The 23,179-nt window shown below is 53.0% G+C and carries 20 protein-coding genes and 1 tRNA gene; 13 read left to right on the top strand and 8 right to left on the bottom strand.

All coding sequences use genetic code 11. From position 1 onward, the window contains the following. Positions 1–264 precede the first annotated feature (264 nt). Positions 265–1,236, top strand: a complete 972-nt coding sequence (locus KB213_RS00470) for an adenosine kinase (protein WP_211679862.1) — start codon at positions 265–267, stop codon at positions 1,234–1,236. Between the two features lie 174 nt (positions 1,237–1,410). On the opposite strand, the gene hpnK is transcribed toward KB213_RS00470, so the two are convergent. The 4 genes from hpnK to KB213_RS00450 all read right to left on the bottom strand — a co-directional run bounded on the left by hpnK (position 1,411) and on the right by KB213_RS00450 (position 5,637). Beyond that, entirely contained in the window at positions 1,411–2,235 is an 825-nt protein-coding gene (gene hpnK, locus KB213_RS00465) for a hopanoid biosynthesis-associated protein HpnK (RefSeq protein ID WP_211679859.1), read from the bottom strand. 12 nt (positions 2,236–2,247) lie between these two features. Beyond that, entirely contained in the window at positions 2,248–3,672 is a 1,425-nt protein-coding gene (gene hpnJ, locus KB213_RS00460) for a hopanoid biosynthesis associated radical SAM protein HpnJ (protein ID WP_211679856.1), read from the bottom strand. Positions 3,673–3,754: 82 nt separating this feature from the next. Further along, positions 3,755–4,915 (bottom strand): bacteriohopanetetrol glucosamine biosynthesis glycosyltransferase HpnI, encoded by a 1,161-nt coding sequence (gene hpnI / locus KB213_RS00455; protein ID WP_346266636.1) that lies wholly within the window; start codon positions 4,913–4,915, stop codon positions 3,755–3,757. Between the two features lie 62 nt (positions 4,916–4,977). Further along, positions 4,978–5,637, bottom strand: coding sequence for an ABC transporter substrate-binding protein (locus KB213_RS00450; RefSeq protein WP_249110099.1), 660 nt, complete (start codon positions 5,635–5,637; stop codon positions 4,978–4,980). Between the two features lie 380 nt (positions 5,638–6,017). Between KB213_RS00450 and hpnH the strand changes: the two genes are divergently transcribed. Both hpnH and KB213_RS00440 read left to right on the top strand, forming a co-directional pair. Beyond that, entirely contained in the window at positions 6,018–7,205 is a 1,188-nt protein-coding gene (gene hpnH, locus KB213_RS00445; RefSeq protein ID WP_211679853.1) for an adenosyl-hopene transferase HpnH, read from the top strand. A 210-nt stretch (positions 7,206–7,415) separates the two neighbouring features. Continuing rightward, entirely contained in the window at positions 7,416–8,708 is a 1,293-nt protein-coding gene (locus KB213_RS00440) for a hemolysin family protein (RefSeq protein ID WP_211679850.1), read from the top strand. Between the two features lie 3 nt (positions 8,709–8,711). Here KB213_RS00440 and KB213_RS00435 read toward each other — a convergent pair whose 3' ends face one another. From KB213_RS00435 to KB213_RS00425, 3 genes are read right to left on the bottom strand one after another with little or no spacing between them, the layout of a single operon-like run. Further along, entirely contained in the window at positions 8,712–9,107 is a 396-nt protein-coding gene (locus KB213_RS00435; protein ID WP_211679847.1) for a flagellar protein FlgN, read from the bottom strand. Further along, a complete protein-coding gene (locus KB213_RS00430) occupies positions 9,104–9,409 on the bottom strand; it encodes a rod-binding protein (RefSeq protein WP_211679844.1) in 306 nt (101 codons plus the stop codon). The genes KB213_RS00435 and KB213_RS00430 overlap by 4 nt, the downstream gene beginning before the upstream one ends. Beyond that, a complete protein-coding gene (locus KB213_RS00425) occupies positions 9,406–10,539 on the bottom strand; it encodes a flagellar basal body P-ring protein FlgI (protein WP_211679839.1) in 1,134 nt (377 codons plus the stop codon). Before KB213_RS00425 ends, KB213_RS00430 begins: the two co-directional genes overlap by 4 nt. Before the next feature lie 214 nt (positions 10,540–10,753). Here KB213_RS00425 and dksA point away from each other — a divergent pair, with 214 nt between their 5' ends. The 9 genes from dksA (at position 10,754) to KB213_RS00380 (ending at position 19,610) form a co-directional block, all read left to right on the top strand. Beyond that, on the top strand, positions 10,754–11,167 hold the full coding sequence (gene dksA / locus KB213_RS00420; protein WP_068168175.1) for an RNA polymerase-binding protein DksA: 414 nt from the start codon (positions 10,754–10,756) through the stop codon (positions 11,165–11,167). 53 nt (positions 11,168–11,220) lie between these two features. Next, positions 11,221–11,295: transfer RNA gene (locus KB213_RS00415), tRNA-Thr, on the top strand. 107 nt (positions 11,296–11,402) lie between these two features. Then, positions 11,403–14,009, top strand: a complete 2,607-nt coding sequence (locus KB213_RS00410) for a penicillin-binding protein 1A (protein WP_211679837.1) — start codon at positions 11,403–11,405, stop codon at positions 14,007–14,009. Positions 14,010–14,071: 62 nt separating this feature from the next. Beyond that, a protein-coding gene (gene prfB, locus KB213_RS00405) for a peptide chain release factor 2 (RefSeq protein ID WP_211679834.1) occupies positions 14,072–15,203 on the top strand; the annotation gives its coding sequence in 2 pieces (ribosomal slippage) (positions 14,072–14,140 and positions 14,142–15,203; 1,131 coding nt in all). Between the two features lie 396 nt (positions 15,204–15,599). Next, a complete protein-coding gene (locus KB213_RS00400) occupies positions 15,600–16,265 on the top strand; it encodes an energy transducer TonB (protein WP_211679831.1) in 666 nt (221 codons plus the stop codon). A gap of 157 nt (positions 16,266–16,422) precedes the next feature. After that, positions 16,423–17,439: a MotA/TolQ/ExbB proton channel family protein gene (locus KB213_RS00395; protein WP_211679827.1), complete on the top strand. Its 1,017-nt coding sequence runs from the start codon at positions 16,423–16,425 to the stop codon at positions 17,437–17,439. A gap of 4 nt (positions 17,440–17,443) precedes the next feature. Further along, positions 17,444–17,866, top strand: a complete 423-nt coding sequence (locus tag KB213_RS00390) for an ExbD/TolR family protein (protein ID WP_068167994.1) — start codon at positions 17,444–17,446, stop codon at positions 17,864–17,866. A gap of 67 nt (positions 17,867–17,933) precedes the next feature. Next, positions 17,934–18,362, top strand: coding sequence for an ExbD/TolR family protein (locus KB213_RS00385; RefSeq protein ID WP_068167997.1), 429 nt, complete (start codon positions 17,934–17,936; stop codon positions 18,360–18,362). A 3-nt stretch (positions 18,363–18,365) separates the two neighbouring features. Further along, positions 18,366–19,610, top strand: a complete 1,245-nt coding sequence (locus tag KB213_RS00380; protein ID WP_346266635.1) for a hypothetical protein — start codon at positions 18,366–18,368, stop codon at positions 19,608–19,610. A gap of 121 nt (positions 19,611–19,731) precedes the next feature. Here the strand turns inward: KB213_RS00380 and flgH are convergent, their stop codons facing one another. Continuing rightward, positions 19,732–20,475 carry a flagellar basal body L-ring protein FlgH gene (flgH, locus tag KB213_RS00375; RefSeq protein WP_211679824.1) on the bottom strand — a complete coding sequence of 248 codons (744 nt, stop codon included), beginning with the start codon at positions 20,473–20,475 and terminating at the stop codon, positions 19,732–19,734. Between the two features lie 210 nt (positions 20,476–20,685). Here flgH and KB213_RS00370 point away from each other — a divergent pair, with 210 nt between their 5' ends. Beyond that, complete coding sequence (locus KB213_RS00370) at positions 20,686–23,166, top strand: mechanosensitive ion channel domain-containing protein (protein WP_211679822.1); 2,481 nt, start codon at positions 20,686–20,688, stop codon at positions 23,164–23,166. The last annotated feature ends 13 nt before the right edge of the window (positions 23,167–23,179 follow it).

Here is a 23,179-nt window from a genome sequence, read left to right as displayed (position 1 = left end):
AGGATACTTAGTCTCGGACGTGTACCCCAACGAACGCTGAGAGCGAGGGCGGGACAAGACCTAAAACTACGCTTACACGTTCTCGCCCTTGGCGGACAACCCGTGGAAATGTCGTAATGAGTTATTCTTTTGGAGAGGTCGTTAAAGGGGAAGAAGGAGGGGTGTGTTGGCGTGGGATTAGAGAAGCGATAAAAACATGTTGATTTGATGGCGCACCTAGCGTCTTTGAGCGTTAATTCTCACTCTATAATTGTGGAAACGTGCATGTCTGCTTCTTATGATATTTTATGCATCGGCAATGCTATTGTCGATATTCTTGCTTCTGTTTCTCATGAGACAGTGACAGCGCTTGGGGCTGTTCCGGGAAGTATGACGTTGATTGATGCGGCGACCGCTCATGATATTGAAGCACGTATTCAGGTTGAGCAGGTTTCTGGCGGTGGATCTGGCGCAAATACAGCGACTGTTGCAGCGCGCATGGGGGCGAAGGTTGCTTACTTGGGGAAAGTAGCTGCGGATAAAGCCGGCGAAGATTTTGCGCGTGATATGAGTGCGCAGGGTTTGTATTTCCCGTCTGCGCCGCTTGTGGACTCTACCCCGACGGCACGTTGCATTGTGCTGGTAACGCCGGATGGTCAACGCACCATGTTTACCTATTTGGGGGCCTGCACGGAGTTCACGACGGAGGATGTCGCGGCGCAGACGGTTGAGAATTCAGCAATTACTTATTTGGAAGGCTATTTGTTCGATAAGCCGCAAGCGCAGGCAGCTTTGATCCGTGCGGCGGAATTGGCGCAAAAAGCAGGAAAGCGTGTTGCGCTGACTTTGTCCGATACGTTCTGTGTTGAGCGTCACCGTGACGCATTCCGTACGCTGATTTCGAAGCATGTGGATGTATTATTTGCCAATGAAGCGGAACTGCAAGCTCTGTACCAAGTCACGGATACGGACGCCGCTTTGGTCGCCGTTGGGCATGATGTCTCTTTAGCTGCGGTGACCCGTGGTGCTGAGGGCTCTGTTGTTGTGGCGAATGGTGAGCGTCATGATGTGGTGACTCAGCCGGTGAATGTTGTGGACACAACAGGTGCAGGTGATGCTTTTGCGGCTGGTTTTCTAGCGGGCTTGGCCAAGGGGCATGACCTGACGGTGTGTGCGCAATTGGGCAATAAAGCAGCAGGCGCTATCATTACGCGTCTTGGTGCGCGCCCGGCAGAAGATTTTACGCTGAAAGCGTAAGGTTGGTGTGCCTCAGGCTGAATTGTGCAGCCTGAGGCACATATGTGAGATCACGGCGCCAGATTAAGATACGCGTTGATTGAGATAAACGTTTCGTAGGGTGGCTTTCAGTTCAACGGAACAACAGGCTTCGGACGATCGTATTCCAGACTGAAAGTGTTTTTAGATAAAGCCTTAGATGTCTCGCCAGCCGATTTGCTGGATTCCAGCATCGTTGAAAGCATTTTTGACATCGGCTGAGAGGAGTGCAGCTAGCTCTCCGGCTTGGTCATACCCTGGCATGAAGTAAGCCATTTGTTCATTTTGGGCTGTGGCCGGATGAAAATAAACTTCGCTGACGCCTTTAGGTAGGGATGGAATAAGTTTGGCAACGCGCTCGGGGGTCATCTTGCCAGACCAGCGTAGGCCAAAGCATGAATCATTGGTTTTGAGGCCCGCACGGCGGATTTGATAGCGGAGCAGTTGCGTCCAGTAACGCAAGGCACGATCAGCCGTCTTTTCAGCTTCGCCGAAAGGGGCGGCGGGCTCCATGGGTGTACGAATGGCGGGAACACCGTGCTGCACACCGAATTCGATTAAAAAGCGCCCAACAATAGGGTGGAGATGCATGTGCTTATGCGCATTGGCATGGTCAAGCTGTAGGCCCGTTTTAGCAAAAAGGCGGTATTGCGCTTCGATTTCGCGCCGTAGGGCACGGCGTTGGGCTGGGCTGAAAAAGTAACCAATGCCGAGGGCCAGTTGGTCACGCCCGAACCAGCCGGTAGTGTCTGTGATATCCGGGTCACGGAGAACCGATAACCCTTCAATCGTGACAGCATGAAGCCCAACGCGAAGATTGGGCATGGTCTTGGCCCGCCGCACGGCGTCTGCCGCGGCATCCCCTGCCACCATCAGGCTGGCGGTGGAGAGGATGCCTTCTTTATGTGCCTGCTCAATGGCTTCGTTGACTTCGATGCTGAGGCCGAAATCATCGGCAGAAACAATGGCGCGGCGGGTCATGGGTTTTGGTCTTTATGCGGCGTTACGGTCTTTAAGGAACTGGAAGAACTCCACACCTTCGCGCAAGCGGCGCTTCATCATCTGTGGTGAACGGACCATCTCATTGAGGATGGACGCGATCTTGGACCCACGGAAGTAGAACTTGCGGTAGAACTCTTCAACGCTTTCGAAGATTTCTGTGTGAGACAGGTGATCATAGTGTAGCGGTGCAATTTGCACGCCGTTATCATCAATCAGTTCAGCTTCTTCGACGTTCAGCCAGCCATTCTCTGTTGCTTGCTTATGCAAGAACGTGCCGGGATAGGGGGCTGCGAGAGAGACTTGCAGGGTATGCGGATTGATTTCTTTCGCAAATTCAATCGTCTCCTGAATGGTTTCTTTCGTTTCACCCGGCAAGCCGACGATGAAGGTGCCGTGAATCTTGATGCCCAGCTTATGGCAGTTCTTGGTGAACTCCTTAGCCGTTTCAACGCGCATACCCTTCTTGATGTTGTGAAGGATTTGCTGGTTGCCGCTTTCATACCCGACGAGCAACAGGCGTAGGCCGTTCTCTTTCAGGATTTTCAGCGTGTCATAAGGTACGTTTGCTTTGGCGTTACAGGACCATGTGACGCCGAGCTTACCCATTTCGCGGGCAATGGCTTCTGCACGTGGCAAGTCATCGGTGAAGGTATCATCATCAAACATGAATTCCTTCACGTCTGGGAAGTATTGCTTGGCCAAGCGTACTTCTGCCGCCACATGTTCGGGGCTACGCGTACGGTAGCGGTGACCACCGACGGTTTGCGGCCATAGGCAGAACGTGCAGCGGGACTTACAGCCGCGCCCGGTATAGATGGAAATGTAAGGATGCTTCAGGTAGCCGATGAAGTAATCCTTGTAGTTCAGATCCCGCTTATAGACTTCCGTAACGAACGGAAGGCTGTCCATGTCTTCAATCATCGCACGGTCTTTATTGGCGATGATTTCACCTTCAGGCGTACGCCACGTGATACCGTCTACTTCCGCCAATGGTTTACCTTCAGCGATTTCTTTGATCGTGAAGTCAAACTCGTTGCGGGCGACGAAGTCGATCGGGCCGCCTTGTTCCATGCTTTCTTGCGGTTGAACGGCAACCTTTGCACCCACCATACCGATCATCAGCTTAGGGTTGGTGTCTTTCAGCATCTGAGCCACGCGCACGTCAGACGCGAAGGATGGCGTGGATGTATGGATGATGACGAGATCGCGGTTTTTGACGTCTTCAAGAATGGGTTCCATGCCTATTTTTGCAGGGGGGGCGTCGATCAGGCGTGAGCCGGGGACCAGTGCTGCAGGTTGGGCCAACCATGTTGGGAACCAGAAGGACTTAATCTCGCGCTTCGCCTGATAGCGTGAGCCAGCGCCACCATCAAAACCATCAAAGGAAGGGGGCTGGAGAAAGAGTGTTCTCATCATCGGCGAAGTCTCCAAAAGTAAAGGCGCTAACGGCTAGTATGTGGGGAGGAGTATGGATCCTCTGTGTATACTTGAAATGCCGTTAGTTGTCTGTCCGTTTTCGTTTTGCGATATGGACCGTTCTTCCGCGCCATGCAACGCGTGAGCCGCGTGCACTTGCCAGCATAACGCCTGCGGAAAGCCAGTCCCGCAGGGGGAGAAGCGGTATAGACGTGGGAAGGGGGGTCTGAGTTGCGCGATCTACGGTACGACTACCGATTGCGCGGATGCACCAACTCAGGAGAAATAAGAACCATGTCCAGCGTGACTTAGGTTGGAACATGACGGCGGCTAGAGCCCAAAAGAGCGGTAGTTGGATGGATGAGAGGCCATAACCAACGGGCTCTTCATTTTTAACAGTCCGGCCCCAGCGGAGTTCGTGTAACAACAGATCTCGCAGCGATGTTTCCGCTACGGTTGTGTGAGTGAGTGTCGGCGCGATGGAGATGTCGTAGCCATGTTTGCGGATGAGGCGGCCGAGTTGGGCATCATCTGCAACGTGATCAACCAAGGCTTCGAGGCCGCCAATGGCGCTGAGCGTTTCACGGCGAAGTGCCATTGTCGCGCCGAGGCAGTCTTGGCGGCCAAGCAGGCGTGACATCATCACACCGGGTAAGAAATTGTGATTAATTTGGCAGGAGCCGATCTGCTGGACCACGGTATTATTGCCGGGGCGGCCCGCATAAAGGGTGGTGACCAAACCAGTTTTAGGGTCATCAAAGGAGGCAACGACGTGTTTTAAATAGGTCGTGTCACAGTGAATATCCGAATCTGAGATCACAATAATGTTATGACGGGCGTGCCCGTACATATTCATCAGATTACCGACTTTGCGGTTCGGTCCATGCTCAGTGGCGTTAATGACGATGTCTGTTGGGACATGTGGATATTGCGCGCATAACGATTCGACGACAGGCCGAGCTGTGTCATCTTCAGAATGTAGACCGAAGACGATTTGAAAATGCGGGTAATCCTGCGTGAAAAGCGTTTCGAGCGCATGACGCAGCAGCGGCTCATCTCCATGCAGGGGTTTTAGGAGGGTGACCTCCGGCCAAGCGCGTGGATCATGGGAGACCGCGTCCTGACACTTTTTCTCGCGCTTGCGAAAGCGGTGTAGGAGCGTGGCACCTATGAGGGCTTGGGCATTCCCGGCGAAAGAGACGGCGGAACAAAAAGCCGCTGCGAAAAAAGAAGGTGATAGCACGGCGTTGATGTCAGGCCGCGTACGTGCGGAAAGTGTAAAAAGACACGTAAGAAAAGATCCGTTTAGTCATGAAGGAAGCGAGCGGTTTTGCTGTCAAGGAGATCAGCCAGTGCGGGTGCACCACCTTGGCTGAGGGCCGCACTAAAATCGGCGCGCTGTGCAGCAACTTGGCTAATATGTGCGTCCAACAGGACATCCGTTGCGCGCCAGCCGTTGGGGCCTTGTGTCATGACGTAATCAATCGGCGTTGCGGCGTCGGTACCGCCACCAATGGTTGTGTCCACAATCTGCCCGCCGGTCGGGTTGGGGCGTGTTTGTGGAAGCATGGTGAAAACGGCACCGGTTCCCGGTTTGAAGGATGATGCGTAGCGCGCAATTGTGAACTGTCGGAACGATGAGAGCAGGCGTGCCTTGTCGGTGTTGGAAAGACCCGCATAGCGGTATCCGACGGAGCGCCGGAGAATGGCTTCGAGGTCAAAAGCACGATCAACGGCAGGGGAGAGGAGAACCATGCGGCGTTGGGCCGTTGTTCCTGTGGTCTGCGCTGTCCGCAACGCATCATAAAGACCCCGAATTGGGGACGATACGGCGTCATTCGTGGGCGCTGCAGCCACGCTCTGCGCGTTTGCATAGGGCAGGGTGCCCATGAATGGCATGGCGCTGGTAACCAGCAATGCGCCTAACAAAAGGCGGGGCAGGCGACAGGAAATGGAAGGAATCATGAAGAGTGCTTTCGTCCTCAACGGCGTATTTTGCAAGAGGTCGTGTTGGATACGCCGAAAATCAACCCATAATTTTTGAGGCTATACCCCGTTGGTGCGGCAAAAATGTGATGAATTTGCCACAGGGGCGGAAGGAATAGGGTTGACGAACATTGAGAGGCATGAGGCTATCGGGGTATAGCCCGCAATTAAGGATTGCCGGGTGCTTTATGGGAACGCGCGTTTTTGCGTGAACTTTAGGGAAAAAGTATCTGCGCGGTGCGCTTTTGCATAAAGTCGTAGCAGCAGGTACTTGTTACCCCCGTGATCGATGTCAAAGTAAGGCGCTAGAGTTTTAAACCCTGAGGGGTCTCTCTGGTGTTCAGAATCTGAGGATTATAATGGCCGTACCCTTGATGCAGGCTGTCCGGGTCGGACGGTACGTTGTCAAACAGCACCTGACGGGTCGGAAGCGGTATCCGCTGGTGCTGATGCTTGAGCCGCTTTTCCGCTGTAACTTGGCCTGCGCGGGCTGTGGTAAGATTGATTACCCTGCGCAGATCTTGAACCAGCGCATGAGCTTGCAGGAATGTTTGGATGCTGATGCCGAAGCAGGCGCACCCGTCATTGCTGTGGCTGGTGGTGAGCCGCTGCTGCATAAAGACATGCCGCAGATCATTAAGGGGCTGATTGCACGTAAGAAATACGTCTATTTGTGCACCAATGGTCTGTTGCTTGAGAAGAAGCTGGACGATTACGAGCCGTCTCCTTTCTTCTCATGGGACATCCATCTGGATGGCGACAAACTGATGCATGATTCGTCTGTGTGTCAGGAAGGCGTGTTTGAACGTGCAACGGCTGCTATTCGTGCTGCAAAGGCACGTGGTTTCCGTGTGTCCATCAACTGCACATTGTTTGATGGTGCAATGCCTGAGCGTGTGGCTGCGTTCTTTGACGAAGTCATGGCGATGGGTGTTGATGGTATTATGACGGCACCGGGTTACGCTTATGAGCGTGCACCGGATCAGGAACACTTCCTGAATCGTCAGAAAACCAAGCAGTTGTTCCGTGATATTTTCCGTCTGGGCAAGGGCAAGAAGTGGCGCTTTACGCAGTCACCTCTCTTCCTGAACTTCTTGGCTGGTAATGAAAATTACCACTGCACCCCATGGGGCAAGCCGCTGCGTACAGTCTTTGGCTGGCAGCGTCCGTGCTACCTTTTGGGTGAAGGCTATGCCAAGTCCTTTAAGGAGCTGATGGAAGATACGGCGTGGGAGCAGTACGGTACGGGTGCGTATGAGAAATGCGCAGATTGTATGGTGCACTCAGGTTATGAATCCACGGCTGTGATGGATGCGGTGCGTCGTCCTTGGCATATCGCAAAGGTTGCACTGTTTGGTCCAGAAACAGAGAAGCCGATGGTGCCGGAAATTTCATTGGCGAACCAACGCTCTGCGGAATATGACTACGACGCACAGGTTGCACAGCAAATGGAACGCCTGACGACGAAGGGCAAGCCTGCTCGTGGCCCGCGCGTGCGTGTGAATGGACGTGTTGCGGATGCAGTAACGGCGAACGCAGCGGACTGATTTCGTCGCGTATTGTCTGTTTCGGAAAAGACCAGCTCTTCATAGGGCTGGTCTTTTTTTATGGGATGATGGGAAAGTTTTCCTCTCACTCTTAGGGGGGGAGGCATGGTGACGGCTGAGTGCTTTTGCGTGATGCTCAGGTGGGGCGTGGTAAATTATGGTGTTTTCCGTCTGAACCTCGTATGCTGAGCGCATGATATCGGTTCGATTATGCTGACCCCTATCCTTATTATTGGTTTGCTCATTCTCATCAACGCTGTGTTCGCGATGGGAGAATTGGCGCTTATCTCTGCTAAAAGGCCACGACTTGAAGTCTTGGCGCGGCAAGGGGTGAGCGGTGCGGCAGCGGCATTACGGCTTTCTGAGAATCCGCATTCTTTCTTGCCGACAGTACAAGTCGGTATGACGCTTGTGTCGATTTTGGAAGGTACCTTCGGCGGCAGTGAGATTGAAGCCGGGGTGCGTGACAAGATCGCGCTTATTCCGTTCCTTCGGCCTGCGGCGGAAGAACTATCCACGGTTGTTGTGGTCGCGTTAATTACGTTTGCCATGCTGGTTTTTGGGGAGTTGGTCCCTAAGCAAATTGCTTTGCAAAAGCCAGAGCGGACGGCTGCGCGTTTGTCGTGGTTGTTGGTGGCTGTGGCACGTGTGGCGCAGCCTGTTGTGTGGTTGTTGAGCGGTGCATCGTCCTTGGTGCTGCGTCTGCTGCGTGTTGGCTCCATGCCGCGTGAGGCCGTGACGGAAGAAGAGTTGCGCGCGGTTTTGGCTGAAAGTGCACGGGCCGGTGTACTGGAGACAGATGAGCAGTTCATGATTGAACGCTTGCTTCGTCTGGCGGACCGTCCTGTGCGGGCGATTATGACCCCGCGTAATGAGCTTTTCTGGATTGATCGAGAGGCGGATGAAGAGACGCTTCTTCAGAAATTGCGTGCCTCACAACATGCGCGGATTGTGGTCTGTGAGGGGGATGTTGATCATCCTATTGGCGTTATTCTCGCCAAAGACATCATGGACCGTCTGCTTCAGAAAAAGCCTATTTCTGTTGATGCTGTGCTGCGAACGCCGCCCGTTATCCCGGACAGTTTAAGCGCGCAGGATATGATTGAGCGTATGCGCGGTGTGAACTTGGGCATTACTTTCGTCTTGGATGAATATGGCTCTTTCGAAGGTATCGTGACGGCATCTGATGTTTTTGAGGCCATTGTTGGTGAAGAGGCTGTCGATGTCGGCCCTGCGGAGCTTCAAGCTGCGCCGGGAGAAGAAGAGTACTTGTTTGATGGCTTTATGCCTGCTGATGAGTTGCGCGCGCGACTGGACCTCGCCAATTTGCCGGGCGGGGGCAGCTATCATACGTTAGGCGGTATTTTGTTGGCCATGCTGCGTCGTGTTCCTGCAGTGGGGGACAAGGTGGCGTTTGAAGGTTGGTTGTTTGAAGTGCTGGAAATGGACCGCCGACGTGTTGCGAAAGTAAAAGTTAGCCGGCAGGTTCTCGCGCAAAATTAATGTTTAGGCGTTATTGATAAAGAACGGCGTATGTGCGGCGGTGCTCGTGGATGTGTAACCGCCTTTTTGTCCGTAACTGTGTGGTTCAGCCTCTGGCGGTGGCGCGGTGAGTAATTCGACTACGCGCCGCTGTGCTGAGATTGCGCGTTGTAATAAGGCTGCGTTACGCGCTGTGAGCGTAGAAAATTCTTCGATTAAATGGTGGTGTTGGTTTTCAGCGTTTGATGCGATGTGTGGTTTGGGCGTAGCGTTTTGCACGGCTTGTGTGAGAGCCTCTGTAGCGGCTTGCTTTTGCGGCAGTAAAGCCAATGCATGAGGAAGCTGTGCCGTTTCTAGGGCCTGATTTTCGGAACGTAGAATATCTAAAAGCGCCATAAGGCGTGAGACGATCGGGTTCATGCGTGCTCCTGCATGGCCAGCATTTGTTTTTGAAGGGCATCACTCAGGCCAATGCCGCCATTTTTCTCCATGTTTTGAGAGATCTGCTCAATAAGCATTGGCTTGAATTGTTTCTCCCCAGCACCTCCGCTGAACATATTGTCTGAGGTGTCTTCAGTTTCGAACATCGGTTGCAGCATTTGATTAATGGTCATGGCTTCGAAGTCATGAGCGGCTTTGTCGGTTTTATGCTGGGAAGTGCTGGGATCAGCATTGGGCAAAGACGGGATGTGTTGTTTAGTAATGGGTAATGATGTGCTCATCGAATTTCGAGCTCCGCTTGGAGGGCACCATCGGCTTTAATGGCTTGTAAAATGCTGATGAGATCACGCGGCCCCACGCCGAGGGCATTTAAACCAGCGACAAGCTCGTGAAGTGATGTGCCGCTGGGCATGGTTGTGAGGTGGTGGTTATGGCCCGTATCGACCGCGACATTGGTGCGTGGGACGATGGCTGTTTGTCCGTTTCCAAAGGGGCCGGGTTGAGAAACGGCCGGGTCTTCGGTGATTTGCACCGTTAAGTTGCCTTGAGCAATGGCAACAGTGCTGATGCGGACGTTCGCCCCCATAATGATGGTGCCACTGGCTTCATCAATGATGACTTTTGCGGGGGTGTCTGGTGTGACCATTAAATCTCCAATGCGGGTTAGTGTTGAAACGGGGTCCGCGGAAGAGAGGTCTAATGTGATAGTGCGAGGGTCTTCCAAAGATGCGATGGGGCCGAGTGTGTGGTTAATGACCGTTTTGATGCGATTGGCGGTTGTAAGGTCTGGGTTGCGTAAGCTGAGGTGCAAGCTTTGGCGGTTTTTGAGATTAAAAGGGACCTCGCGTTCGACGATGGCGCCGTTGGCAATATGGCCGCTGGTGGGGACATTGCGTGTAATGGAGGCGGCGGCGCCACGTGCGCTGAAAGCATTGGTGACCATGCTGCCCTGCGCCACGGCATAGACTTCGCCATCGGCAGCCATAAGAGGGGTAACTAAAAGGGTCCCCCCTGTAAGAGACGTGGCATCCCCGACCGCTGAAATCGTGACATCTATGCGGTTGCCTCCATGGACAAAGGCGGGAAGGTCAGCCGTTACCATAACGGCAGCAATATCGTGGGTTTGTAATTGCCGTTCTTGGTCGCGGATATTGACGCCCAGACGGTTCAGCATTGAAATTAATGTTTCACGGGTAAAAATGGAGTTGGTGAGGCGGTCTCCGGTACCATTCAGGCCAACGACAAGGCCGTAACCGATGAGTTGGTTACTTCGAACCCCTTCCATATCGGTAATATCTTTGATGCGTACTGTGGCAGCGTGACTGTGTAGAGAAAACAGCGTTGAGACTATAAGGACGGCTGCGCAGAGTAATCCGACCTGTTTCAACATGTGCTGGAAGAGGTGCGGCATGAGAAAGTGATGTCCTGACAGCGAAGAAGTGTGAACGGTCAGAAAAAATTTTGGGGCTTATAGGTAAATAAATTACTAATTTATGAGGTATTTTATCTCTTTTTGTCTTTTGAGGTGGGCTTGGCTAATGCTGTTCGTGTGGTTATAAGCCGCTCGAGGTCACTGCGGAGTGACTATGCCGGATTATCGGCAGAATTGCAGGGATTGGATGCGCATGATTACGTTGCCGCCGGACTATACCCCTTCCGACGACGAAGAGTTCATGAATCCGCTTCAGGTCGAATATTTTCGCCAAAAGCTGCTGCGCTGGCGCGCAGAGCTCTTGAAAGAAGCAGACGGAACGCTGGCCAGCCTCTCAGAAGGTGGTATTCACGAATCTGATATTTCTGATCGGGCAAGTGTCGAAACGGATCGGGCTTTTGAATTACGTACGCGTGACCGTGCGCGTAAGTTAATTACAAAAATTAATATGGCTCTCCAAAAAGTTGAAGACAATGTTTACGGTTACTGTGAAGAGACCGGAGACCCGATTGGTTTGAAGCGTTTAGAAGCGCGTCCTATAGCGACTCTGTCGATTGATGCCCAAGAACGTCATGAGCGGATGGAAAAAATCCACCGCGACGACTGATTGGGGGTTGCACTTGGCGCGGTAAGACGATAGGTACCCCGCCAAGGCAGCGGGCTGCTGTAGCTCAGTGGTAGAGCACTCCCTTGGTAAGGGAGAGGTCGCGAGTTCAATCCTCGCCAGCAGCACCAGTTTTTTCCTGTTTTATAAAATAAAGATGGTCGATGCGCTCCGTTCCTGACGGGATTCGGTGTCAGTAAGGGGCGACGGCGCCTCAGAACGATGTTATCAAACGCTTATGACGCATCCTCGCTATCGCTCCCGTCATCCTCATGACAATAAAGGTCGGCCGATTATACGGCCGCGTTTTCGTCGTTTTCGCCAAGCTCTGGCGGTCACAGCCGGCGTTGGTCTGGTTGGGGCGTTAGGGGCAGGTGTCTTAGCCTGGGCGACTTACGCGAAGTTACTGGCGGATCTGCCAAGTATTGATAGTTTGCAGGTCTATCAGCCGCCAACGGTTAGTCGGATTTATACATCTGATGATCAACTGATGGCGCAATTGGCCAGTGAACGGCGTATTTTTGTTCCGATTGATGCGATTCCAGATCGTGTAAAAAAAGCTTTCCTCGCGACGGAAGATCATAATTTCTACAGCCATGGCGGTGTAGATATGATGGCGATTGCACGTGCGGGTGTGACGGATTTATTCGCACGGCATGGGCGACGGCCATTAGGGGCTTCGACGATTACGCAGCAAGTGGCAAAGGTCATGCTGCTGAACAGTAACGTGCTGACTCTGGAGCGTAAGTTCAAAGAAGCGCTTCTCGCTATTAAAATGGAAGAGGTTCTATCGAAAGATAAGATTCTCGAAATCTATTTGAATGGTATTGATCTTGGGAATGGCGTTTTTGGTGTGGCAGCCGCTGCGCAGACGTATTTTAATAAGCCTTTAGATCAATTGACGGATGCAGAAGCCGCATCTTTGGCAGCACTCCCGAAATCTCCGACGCATTATAATCCGTATTTGCACCCTCAGGCCGCATTGGTGCGCCGTAATCTTGTTCTGGACTTGATGGTTGAGAATGGGGTTTTGGATCGTGATCAGGCAGAGCAAGATAAGCAAGAACCGCTTCTTCCAGAGCGCAGCCCACGCTTTGGGCCGTTGGCGGATTCAGAGTGGTTCGGCGCTGAAGTGCGGCGTCAGCTTATCGGGCAGTATGGTGAAGATCGTGCTCTCAATGGTGGGCTTGAGGTTCATACGAGTATGAATCATGGTCTCCAAGCTGCTGCGACACGTATCCTGCGTGAAGGCTTGGTGACCTATGATCGTGCGCGGACGGGGTGGCGTGGCCCGGTACGGCATGTAGAGGGCGTCACGGACAGTAATTGGACAGCGCAGTTAGATCGGGTCGTCGCGCCTGCTGGCATGCTGCCAGAGTGGCGGCTTGGTATGCTGCTGCCCGGTGGTAACCGTGTTGGCTGGGTCGAGCATGGGGTGCCGCGCACTGCGACCTTGCTATGGTCCGATATTGTATGGGCGCGTCGTATGCGTCTGATACAAGCGGGTGACGCCATCATGGTTCAACCGCAAGCGAATGGGACCGTATCGTTGCGGCAAATCCCTCAAGTGGAGGGGGCCGCAGTAACGATGGATGCGCGCACCGGTCGTGTTCTGGCTTTGGTTGGGGGATGGTCCTTCCGTGAGAGCCAGTTTAACCGTGCGACACAGGCGCTGCGTCAGCCGGGGTCATCGTTTAAGCCATTTGTGTATTTGGCGGCGATGGAGCAGGGTATTTCACCCTCTGAAAAGTTTGATGATTCTCCCGTTTCTTACGGGAATTGGCACCCACGTAACTATGAACATGATAACTGGGGACCGACGACCCTACACGATGCATTGCGGGAAAGTCGGAACCTGGTCACGATCCGTGTAGCGGCGCATTTGGGTATGAAAGCGGTTGCGGATACGGCAGAAAAGGCAGGACTTGTTGACCAAATGCCGCGCGTGCTGCCAGCAGCGCTGGGTGCAGTCGAGACGACGGTTCTGAAAGAGGCGGCAGCTTATGCGAGTATTGCTAATGGTGGGCATGTCGTTCAGCCAAGCTTGATTGATGATATTCAAGACCGAGCTGGAGATATTTTGTGGCACTCTAGCGCGTTATCGTTGACGGCGGGGCAGCAGATGCCTCCTGTCCCAACGCCAACGCCAACGCCAACGCCAACGCCAACGCCAACGCCAACGCCAACGCCAACAGTGTCGAGTGGTGCAGTTGTGCCGCTTCTGAATGACACCCGCCCTGTTCTGGCAAGCGAAGCAAGTTCGTATCAGGTCATTACAATGTTGAAGGACGTGATTGCGAATGGTACGGGCCGCTTGGCTGGGGAAGGGATTGACCGGCCCATTGCTGGGAAAACAGGGACGAGCCAGGATTTCCATGACGCGTGGTTCGCTGGGTTTTCCCCTGATCTCGTGACGGTTGTATGGGTTGGTTACGATACGCCAGAGACATTGGGAAAGAATGCTGATGGCGGGCGCATTGCGGCACCTATTTGGAACCGCATCATGAAAGCCGCGTTGGCAGACCGTCCACGTGTTGATTTCCGAGTTCCTGCGGAGATTACATTGGCGCGCTACAATACAGGTCGTGTAGAGGCAGTTGACGGGTTTAAGCCCGATCAGGTTCCGGGTGTATCGGTTACGTTGCATGGCTTTGGTGCTGGTACAGAGGCATTAACGGCGACCGACACTGGGGCCGATTCTGTCGTGTCTGACAGTGAAAACGATATGGGGAACGCCCCTGAGAATTCAGCTGCATCTTCAGGGCATACAGCCGCACCGAATACGCCTGCACCGCAAAAACCGGATTCGGCTGAGGGTGACATTGGTGTCGGCGGGTTGTACTGAGGGGCGCTTTCGTTGTGGGAGCACCGTAGTGGTGGGACCATTTTTGCGAATGGAGAAAGAATATGTCGGCCGAAACTGAGGCCCTTGCGGAGCAAATCAAGCAGTCGGTGGCACTGCTGAGGAGGCATCTTTAACTGGGATGTCTCTAAAACCCGGCTTGAAGAATTAAATCACCGCTCTGAAGACCCTGAACTTTGGAATGATGCAGCCCTTGCGCAAAAATTAATGCGTGAACGGACAACGCTCGCGAACCAAATTGAGGGCGTTGAACAGATTGAAGAAGAAGTCAGCAGCACGCTTGAGCTTGTTGAATTGGCAGAAATGGAAGGCGATGAAGGGATGGTACAGGATGCCATTGCTTCGCTGCGCGCTATCGCTGCGGATACGCATAAGCGTGAGATTGAGAGCCTTCTGTCTGGTGAAGCAGACAGCAATGACTGTTACTTAGAAGTCAATGCTGGCGCGGGCGGCACGGAAGCGCAGGATTGGGCTCAAATGATCCTGCGTATGTATACGCGCTGGGCTGAGCAGCATGGTTATAAGGTGACCTTCATTGAAGGCAGTGAAGGTGAGCAAGCTGGCATTAAGTCTACGACTGTGCAGATCAGCGGGCCCAATGCTTATGGCTGGATGAAGACGGAAGCGGGTGTTCATCGTTTGGTGCGTATCTCCCCGTTTGACTCGGCTGCGCGTCGTCAAACCTCTTTTGCTTCTGTGTGGGTTTATCCTGTTGTGGATGACACGATTGAAGTGGAAGTGAACGATTCTGACCTGCGCGTTGATACGTTCCGTGCTTCAGGCGCGGGTGGTCAGCACGTGAATAAAACCGATTCTGCTATTCGTATCACGCATATTCCAACGGGCATTGTTGTTGCCTGTCAAACGGATCGCTCACAGCACCGTAACCGTGCGAAGGCGATGGAAATGCTGCGTGCACGTATGTACGAGGCAGAGCTGCAAAAGCGTGAAGCGGCTGCGGCTCAGACAGAAGCGTCTAAGACTGATATCGGCTGGGGGCATCAAATCCGCTCGTATGTTCTGGCGCCATATCAGTTGGTGAAAGATCTGCGTACGGGCGTTGAAAAGGGTAATCCAGACGCCGTTCTTGATGGCGCCTTGGATGATTTTATGTCCGCTTCTCTGGCGCAACGCGTGGGGGCAACCCGTTCGGAAGCGAGTGCTATTGCCCAATAAAGAGGCATAAGAGCTTTTGCGCTTACGAATCTAAAATTCTTTATAGTTTGTAAAAAAAAGATCGTTCGAAAGAGCGGTCTTTTTTTTGTGTTTTGGCCCTTAAAAAGACGTTTTTTATCAGAGAAAACATTCATTAATGTCGTATTTAGTCATTCAGTCAGTCTGAATTGTTTAAAAAATATGACGGTTTCATAATTTTGAAATGAACAATCGGCTTGACACATTATGGCGAAGCCTGCCCAATTAAGCATATCGGGTATGTGTGCAAGGCATGTGACGTTCATGTTGATTTGTCTTGCATAGTGTCTGCAAAAAAGCGTTCGATCGGTTGTCGCATGTCATGAGGGATGTGTGTACCGATTGCCTATTGTCAGTGAGGGGTAAGAAGGTTTCGACATGAAGAGCTACGCCGCACAGCAGCGCAAGCCGGCAGATTATCTTGTCGCAATCATCGTGGCCGTGCTGGTTATGGGCGGCATCGTTTATGCGCTCATGAGTGGTGCTGTGGGCAAGCTTACCCACGAGCAGCCGCCGATCAAAACAGAAGTGATCAAAGAGCAGCCTAAGCCACCGCCGCCACCTCCACCGCCGCCACCGCCGCAGATGGAGCAGCCGCCTCCGCCGTATATTCCGCCGCCAAAGATCAGTGTTCCGCCGCCGCCGAAGGCTGTGCAACGTGTAACGCACACGAAGCCGCCACATCCGGTTCCGCCGAGCCCGACGCCGACGCCTGTGCCGACGCCAGCTCCGCCAACACCGAACCCGGTGCCAGCAGTTCCTGATCACAGCGCAGGTGCGCGTCCTATTAACGGCGCGAAACCTGATTATCCGGAAGAAGCACAAGAAGAAAACCGCGAAGGTAAGGTAACTGCCAGCTGCGATATTCTTCCGACCGGCTATACAGCAAACTGTCAGATCGTCAGCTCTAGCGGTGGTCATGAGTTTGTTGAAAGTGCGCTCGAGTTCCTGCGGAAGGCTAAATATCAGCCTGCGATTGTGAATGGTGCGCCTGTGATGGAACATCATCACATTCTGCACGTGGACTTTAACCTGGGCGACTAAGCGCAGGTTATGGGTTGCGATAATTGAGCTTTCTCCCTTCGTTTCCTTTGTGAGCGAGGGGAGGGAATAAAAAATACGGTTCCAAACATCATGATTTTGGAACTGCCAAGTTTAAGACCGCTCGGCTTCGAGCATTTTAATTGAGGATATGGAGTTCATGACCAGACTGTTCCGCCTTCCCGCTCTTGCTGCTCCTACGAAGGCGCGCGCCGTCCGGGCCAGCGCTATGGCTCTGACGCTGGCTCTGGCAACGGGCGCTGTAGCTCCTGCGATCAGCTACGCTCAGGACGCTTCTCAGGCTGCTGCGCCTGCGGCTGCTCCAGCTCCGGCTGATCAGTCCGCTCCTGCGGCAGCAGCACCAGCTCCTGCGGCACCTGACGCGGCTGCTCCAGCAGCAGCTCCGGCACCAGATGCCGCAGCGCCTGCTGAAAAAGTTTCTGCACCTGCTGAAGACACAGCACCAAAGGGCAACCCATATGGTCTGGGCGCTCTGTGGGCAAATGGTGACATTATCGCACGTAGCGTGCTGATCATTATGGTGATCATGTCCGCTGGTACGTGGTTGATCATGGTCACGAAGTTCCTTGAGCAGGCACGCGTTCTGTCCGCTGCTAAAGAATCCGCTCGTGAATTCTGGTCAAAGCCTTCTATCCAAGAAGGTGCAGCGTCACTGAAGGCGTCTTCTCCGTTCCGTTACATTGCAGAAACCGGTATTGTTGCTGCTGAGCACCATGACGGTTCTATGCGTGACTCCATCGACCTGCACTCATGGACGGAAATGTCCATTTCTCGTTCGGTTGAAACGGTGAACACGCGTCTGCAAGGCGGTCTGGCATTCTTGGGTACCGTTGGTTCAACGTCTCCGTTCGTTGGTCTGTTCGGTACGGTTTGGGGTATTTATCACGCCCTGACAGCAATCGGCATGTCCGGTCAGGCATCCATCGATAAGGTTGCTGGCCCAGTCGGTGAATCCTTGATCATGACGGCAATTGGTCTGGCAACGGCTGTTCCTGCTGTTCTGGGTTACAACCTGCTGATCCGTCGTAACAAGGGTGCTATGGACCGCGTGCGTAACTTCGCAGCTGACGTTCAGTCCATCCTGATCGGTGGTTTCCGTCACGGTGCTTCTCCAGAAGCAACGCAGACGACTTCTGCAACCAACGGCCGAGGCTAATCCCATGGGAATGAACGTCGGAGGAGGCGGCGGTGACGACGAGGTGGTGTCGGCTATCAACACCACTCCCCTCGTCGACGTCATGCTGGTGCTGCTGATCATCTTCTTGATCACGATCCCTGTAGCGACACATACGGTGAAGGTGAAACTGCCGGTTGATGCTAATCAGCCGACACAGACTAAGCCGGGCAATGTTGTCCTTGCAGTGACTGCAAACGGGCAGGTGTATTGGGATACAACCCCTATGCACTCGCGCGATGACTTGTTGAACCATCTGGTGGAAGCGGCGAAGAAAAAGCCGCAACCACAGATCCAGGTCCGTGGTGATGGTGCAGCGAAGTACATGGCAGTTGGTCAAGTTGTGGCCACGTGTCAGGAGGCGGGTATTGCTCACGTTGATTTCATCACTGAGCAACCTCACTCGTAAGGTTGGTCGCAGGGCCTGAATTTCAGGCTCTGCGCTCCCTTCAATTGTTTAAGGAAGGACCGCCGATATGGGTATGAACGTAGGAAGCAGTGCCGAAGACGAAGGTATTGTCGATATCAACACCACGCCATTGATTGACGTGATGTTGGTTCTGCTTATCATGCTTATCATTACTATTCCGTTGCAGACACATTCTGTGTCGATCGATCTGCCGCAGGGTAATCCTCCGCCATCAGCGGAGCAGCCTAAGTTGGTTACGGTCAGCATCGGTTATGACAACAGCATTACCTGGAATGGCGAAGCGATTGATTCTGAAGCATCGCTGCAGTCACATTTTGCCTCTGCCGCGGCAGAAGCAGATCAACCAGAAATGCATATTCACCCTGACCGCCTTTCAGATTATAAGACGGTTGCCCATGTTATGGCTGATGCTCAGCGCCTCGGTATCACGAAGCTCGGCATTGTGGGTCTAGATCAGTTTATGGAAGGACAGTAATTCGTGTCTTTGTCCCTTAACCGCTTCAACCTTACCCGTAAAACGCTCATGGTCGGCACTGCTGCTCTGAGCCTTGCTTTCTTTGGTACGGCTTCGGCAGCCGATGTTCTTGGCCAAGCCGTTGGTAAGGATCTGCAGCAGGCACAGTCTGCCCTTGCATCCAAAGATTACGCAAAGGCGATGACCGCTGTTGATGCAGCGGACGCTGTTAAGGGCAAGACCGAGTACGAGGCGTACACGACTGCACAAATGCGTGCGGCTGTGGCGGCTCAGTCCGGTAATACGGCAGCTGCGATCAAAGCATATGATGTTTTGATCGCGAGTGGCCGTACGCCTGCAGCGGCCAAAGGCCAAATGCTGATGGCCGAAGCAACGATGGCGTATAGCGGGAAGAATTATCCGCTCGCGATTCAAGCGACGCAGCGTTACCTGAAAGATCATGCGCTTGATACGCGTATGCAGACGGTTTTGATTCAAAGCTATTATCTGCAAGGTGATTGGAAAGGTTGTGCACAGGCGGCACAGGCACAAGTTGATGCAACGATTGCTGCGGGAAAGATTCCGCCAGAAAATCATTTGCAGATGCTGGCCACGGCCTATACCAGCCTCAAGGATGCTGACGCGAAGACACATACCTATGTGTTGCTCGCAAAGTATTACAACAAGCCTGATTATTGGGCGATGTTGATCCATGATTTGGTGGCTAACCCGAATCTTCAACCGCCATTGGTTCTGTATGTTGAGCGTCTCCGCTTGCAGACGGGTGTGTTGAAAGATCCGTCTGATTTCCAAGATATGGGTGAACGCGCTGTTCAGATGGGCTTGTCTCAACTGGCATTGAACCTGCTTAATCAGGGCTATGCAGCAAAGATTTTGGGTGTTGGTCCTTCAGCACCGGCTACGGCCAAGTTCCATGCATTTGTTGCACAGCGTGCCGCAGCTGATCGTGCGCAGTTGACGCAAGATACGGCAGCCGCTCAGGCCGCAACGAATGCAGGCCCGTCACTGACGACAGGCTATAACCTTGTGCTGAACGGGCAGGGGCCTGCGGGTTTGGCTCTGATGAAGGCTGGCTTGGCAAAGTCGCCACGTTATCCAGATCTGGCAGTTGTGGAATACGGCATGGCGCAGATGGATGCGGGTCAGAAGGCTGAGGCTGTGACGACCTTCAATTCTATTAAAAATCCAGGGCCGGCACGTGATGTTGCGGCTCTGTGGGCTTTGCTTTTGTCTCAGCCGGGTCATTAAAAAGAGATTGTATAATCGTTTGATTATGCTGTTTCGTGGAAGCGCCTTCTCATGTGAGAGGGCGCTTTTTTTATGTCGTATGGTTGTGGTCTAGAGAGTTTTCTAGGCCCATATGGTTTAGTTAGAATGGCAAAATGGCATCCATAATTTGCTGTCCATATCGTGGGGTTTGAAGGCGACTGAGTGTGCCACGGCCACCATATGAGATACGAGCTTCTGCCATGCGGTCATGGGTGACGGTGTTATCGGCAGTGATATCTTGAGGGCGTACGATGCCGGATACGCCGAGTTCTCGAAGTTCACTGTTTACACGCATTTCCTGTTTGCCCATCACGACAAAGTTTCCGTTTGGTAAGACCTGTGTGATCGTCCCTGCAAGGCGTAGGGTTACGCTCTCATTTCGGGCAATTTTACCGGTAGCGGTATTGCCGCTGCTACTATTGGTCGCGAGGCTATTGGCACCTGTGAGGGCATCAATGATTTTACCTTTGATGCCAAACAGATTGGGAATGCCGAGCTTTTGGTTACCATCCCGTTGGGCGGTTGTTCCGTCATTCATGGACGCATTATCGGTAATATTGACAATAATTGTGACGAGATCTCCCACTTGAGATGCGCGCTGGTCTTTGAAGAAGGCGCGACTGCCGCTGTGCCATAAGCTGGAGGGCTCTTGAGGGGGTAAGCGTAGTGGCGGCATGGGCATGGTGATGGGCTGATAATTGGCGGCTAAAGTGGGGTCTGAGATACTGGTCATGCGTGGTGGGCGGCCAATTTCAGAGAGATCATCCAGATTATTGCAGCCGCTGATGAGCAAGCTGAAGGTACAGCATATCAGGCTGAGTGGTCTTTTTAGGGAAGGGTGCATGTGTTTGGGGTGATCCAAATGGTGGCGTGGTCTGCCTAGAAAAGCATTGAGGTGTTTAAGATCAGGTTAAAAGCGAACCTCTGGGGGAAACTCTGCGTTCACAAACACAGTATAGGGCAGGCCCAGCATCATGTTTTGGGAAGTGTCTGGCTCTATCATCGCTTAAGAGTAGTTTAGGTGGTGATAGGACGGTCCAAGAGGAGTTCATTTATGGCGCCGAGTGCAGAGAGTGGTGGTCATCGTCGCGTTAACCGGTCTAAAATTTGGGCGCGTTGTCTGCGCGGAGTAGGGGCTGCTTTTGTCGTATGCCTCTTCGCATTGGGGAGCGTTCATACGGCTCATGCCGAAGGGACGGCGGTTCCAAGTTTAACCCAAGCGCAAGCGCAGCAGTTGCTCGGCGTTTTGAATGATGATGCAAAGCGCAAAGCTTTTGCGACCACGTTGAAAAATCTAGCAACCGCACAAACAGCGGGTGTCGTGCCGGGTGTTCCAAAGGCGAAACCACAATCTGACAGTTTGGGTGACCAAATGTTGAGCAGCGTGGTGGATTTTGGACGGTCCTTACAGCATGAAGCGCATGTGCTGATTGGCACTATTGGGAATGTGCGTGCTTTAGGTGTCTGGGTCGTGGGTGTCGTGCAGGCGCCGTCTGAGCAGGCTGTGATCTTGAAGGTCCTACTGCGTGTTGCGGTTTTGCTGGCAGTTGGGGGTGTTTTGTTTGCAGCGCTCAGGTTGGCTTTGAAGAAGCCGCGTGCAGCGTTGGAGGCGCGTGGGCAGCAGCGTAATGCTGATGAAGAGCGAGCAGAGCGCCGTGAAGTACGCCAAGTGGCGGAAATGCCCATTGAGCAGAGCGGCACCACGCGGTCTGCGGAAGATGTAGAGCGGAATGAAGCACAGCGTGTGCGGCATCAGGGGTCATGGTCCAAACTGGTTTTGGCCTTTCGTCGTTTACCGTTTGCATTCGGCCTGTTCGTGCTGGACGTTTTGCCAATTGCGATGTTCCCGCTCGCTGCTTTCTTGATCGAAGGGCTGGATGATGCGGGCGATGGGGCAACCGGGGCTGCCATTGAAGCTGTCGCATGGATTGGTTGTTTTGGTGCCTGCGGTCTTGTGGCTTTTGTGCAGATGCTCTTTGCACCGCAGCAAGCGTGGCGCCGTTTGCTCATTATGGGCAATAAGGGCGCGAGCTTTTGGTTTGGGTGGCTCAAGCGCCTTGGGACGACCTTAGGTTTTGGTCTGGCTATTTTGACAGTGCTGTCATCTTTTGGAATGCCAGATGCTGTTGTAGGTGCTTTGGGCAAGTTATTAGCCCTGATTATTCATCTGCAATTGCTCTTTATGATTTTACGGGGGCGTGCGCCCGTCTGGAAGCTGTGTGAGCAGGTTGCAGAGCGTAGCCGCGTTCCGGGTTTGCTCCGCTTTATTGGGCATGGCTGGTGGATTGCGGCCATTTTCTTTGACTTGGCCTTGTGGCTGGTTTGGGCGGCGGAGATTCACGGTGGCTATGCCGTGATCACGACATTGTTTGTGCGGACATGTATCGCTGTCGCATTGACGCGTGTTGTGAGCATTGTTGCGTATGGTGGTGTGGAGCGTTTGTTCCGTCATCTGCCGGATTGGGCATCATTGACTGAAGACGCGCAGGTGCGCGTAAGCCGTTATTATCCTGCTGTGCAGCATGTGGTGACGTTGCTTCTAGCGGTTGTAACGGTTTTCGCGTTGTCAGTGGCATGGGGTGCACCTGTTCGTGAATTGTTTGAGCAAGGTGGCTTAGGTCAGCATATTTTCTCGTCTGTTCTGACAATTCTTGTGGCTCTCCTCATCGGTGTATTGGTTTGGGAAGCGGTAAGCATTGCGACCGAACGGCATTTGCAGCGTTTGGCAAAGTCTAAGGATGGTGTGGCAAAGGCCGCGCGTTTTCGGACGTTGCAGCCAATGTTGCGTATCATTTTGCTTGTTGTCCTATCAGCTGTGATTGGGCTTACGATTTTGTCGGAGATTGGTGTGAACACAGCGCCCCTGCTGGCGAGTGCATCGATTTTCGGCGTGGCGCTGGGTTTTGGTTCACAAAAGTTGGTGCAGGATTTTATCAGCGGGATTTTCTTGCTGATGGAGAACGCACTGACAGTCGGTGATGCCGTGACGCTGAGCGGGACTTATGGTGTTGTTGAAAAGCTCTCGTTGCGTACAGTGCATGTACGGGCGAATGATGGTTCAATGAATATCTTCCCGTTCAGTTCTTTGAACCAAATCATTAACTATAACCGTGATTTTGCTCGTGCCATTATTGTGGCGGAGGTTGGATATTCGGTTGATACTGATGACGTTGTGAAAGCTATTCATGACATCACGGCAGAGATGCGAGCTGACCCGGACTTCAAAAATCTGATTATTGATGATTTTCAGATGTGGGGTGTCGATTCACTTAATGATTGGTCTGTTACGGTCCGTGGTACCTTGCCGACGACGACGGCTGGGCGTTGGCCGGTGCAGCGTCAGTTTTATCGCCGCATGAAGAAGTGCTTTGAGGCGCGTGGCATTGACATTCCATTCCCAACGCGGACACTGGAAGTTTCTGGACTGGAACGTTTGACGGATTATCGGGGGCCACAAGGCGAAAAGCTTGGTATCACTCCTGAGCATTCTGGTACGGTTCAGGCTCAGGATGCTGAGATTGATGAGAAGCCATGATTAGGGGAGCGGT

Source organism: Neokomagataea anthophila (assembly GCF_018122595.1).
GTDB classification, from domain to species: domain Bacteria; phylum Pseudomonadota; class Alphaproteobacteria; order Acetobacterales; family Acetobacteraceae; genus Gluconobacter; species Gluconobacter anthophilus.
The sequence above is the reverse complement of the archived record's forward strand: the minus strand, read 5'-3'. Positions and strand labels throughout refer to the sequence as shown.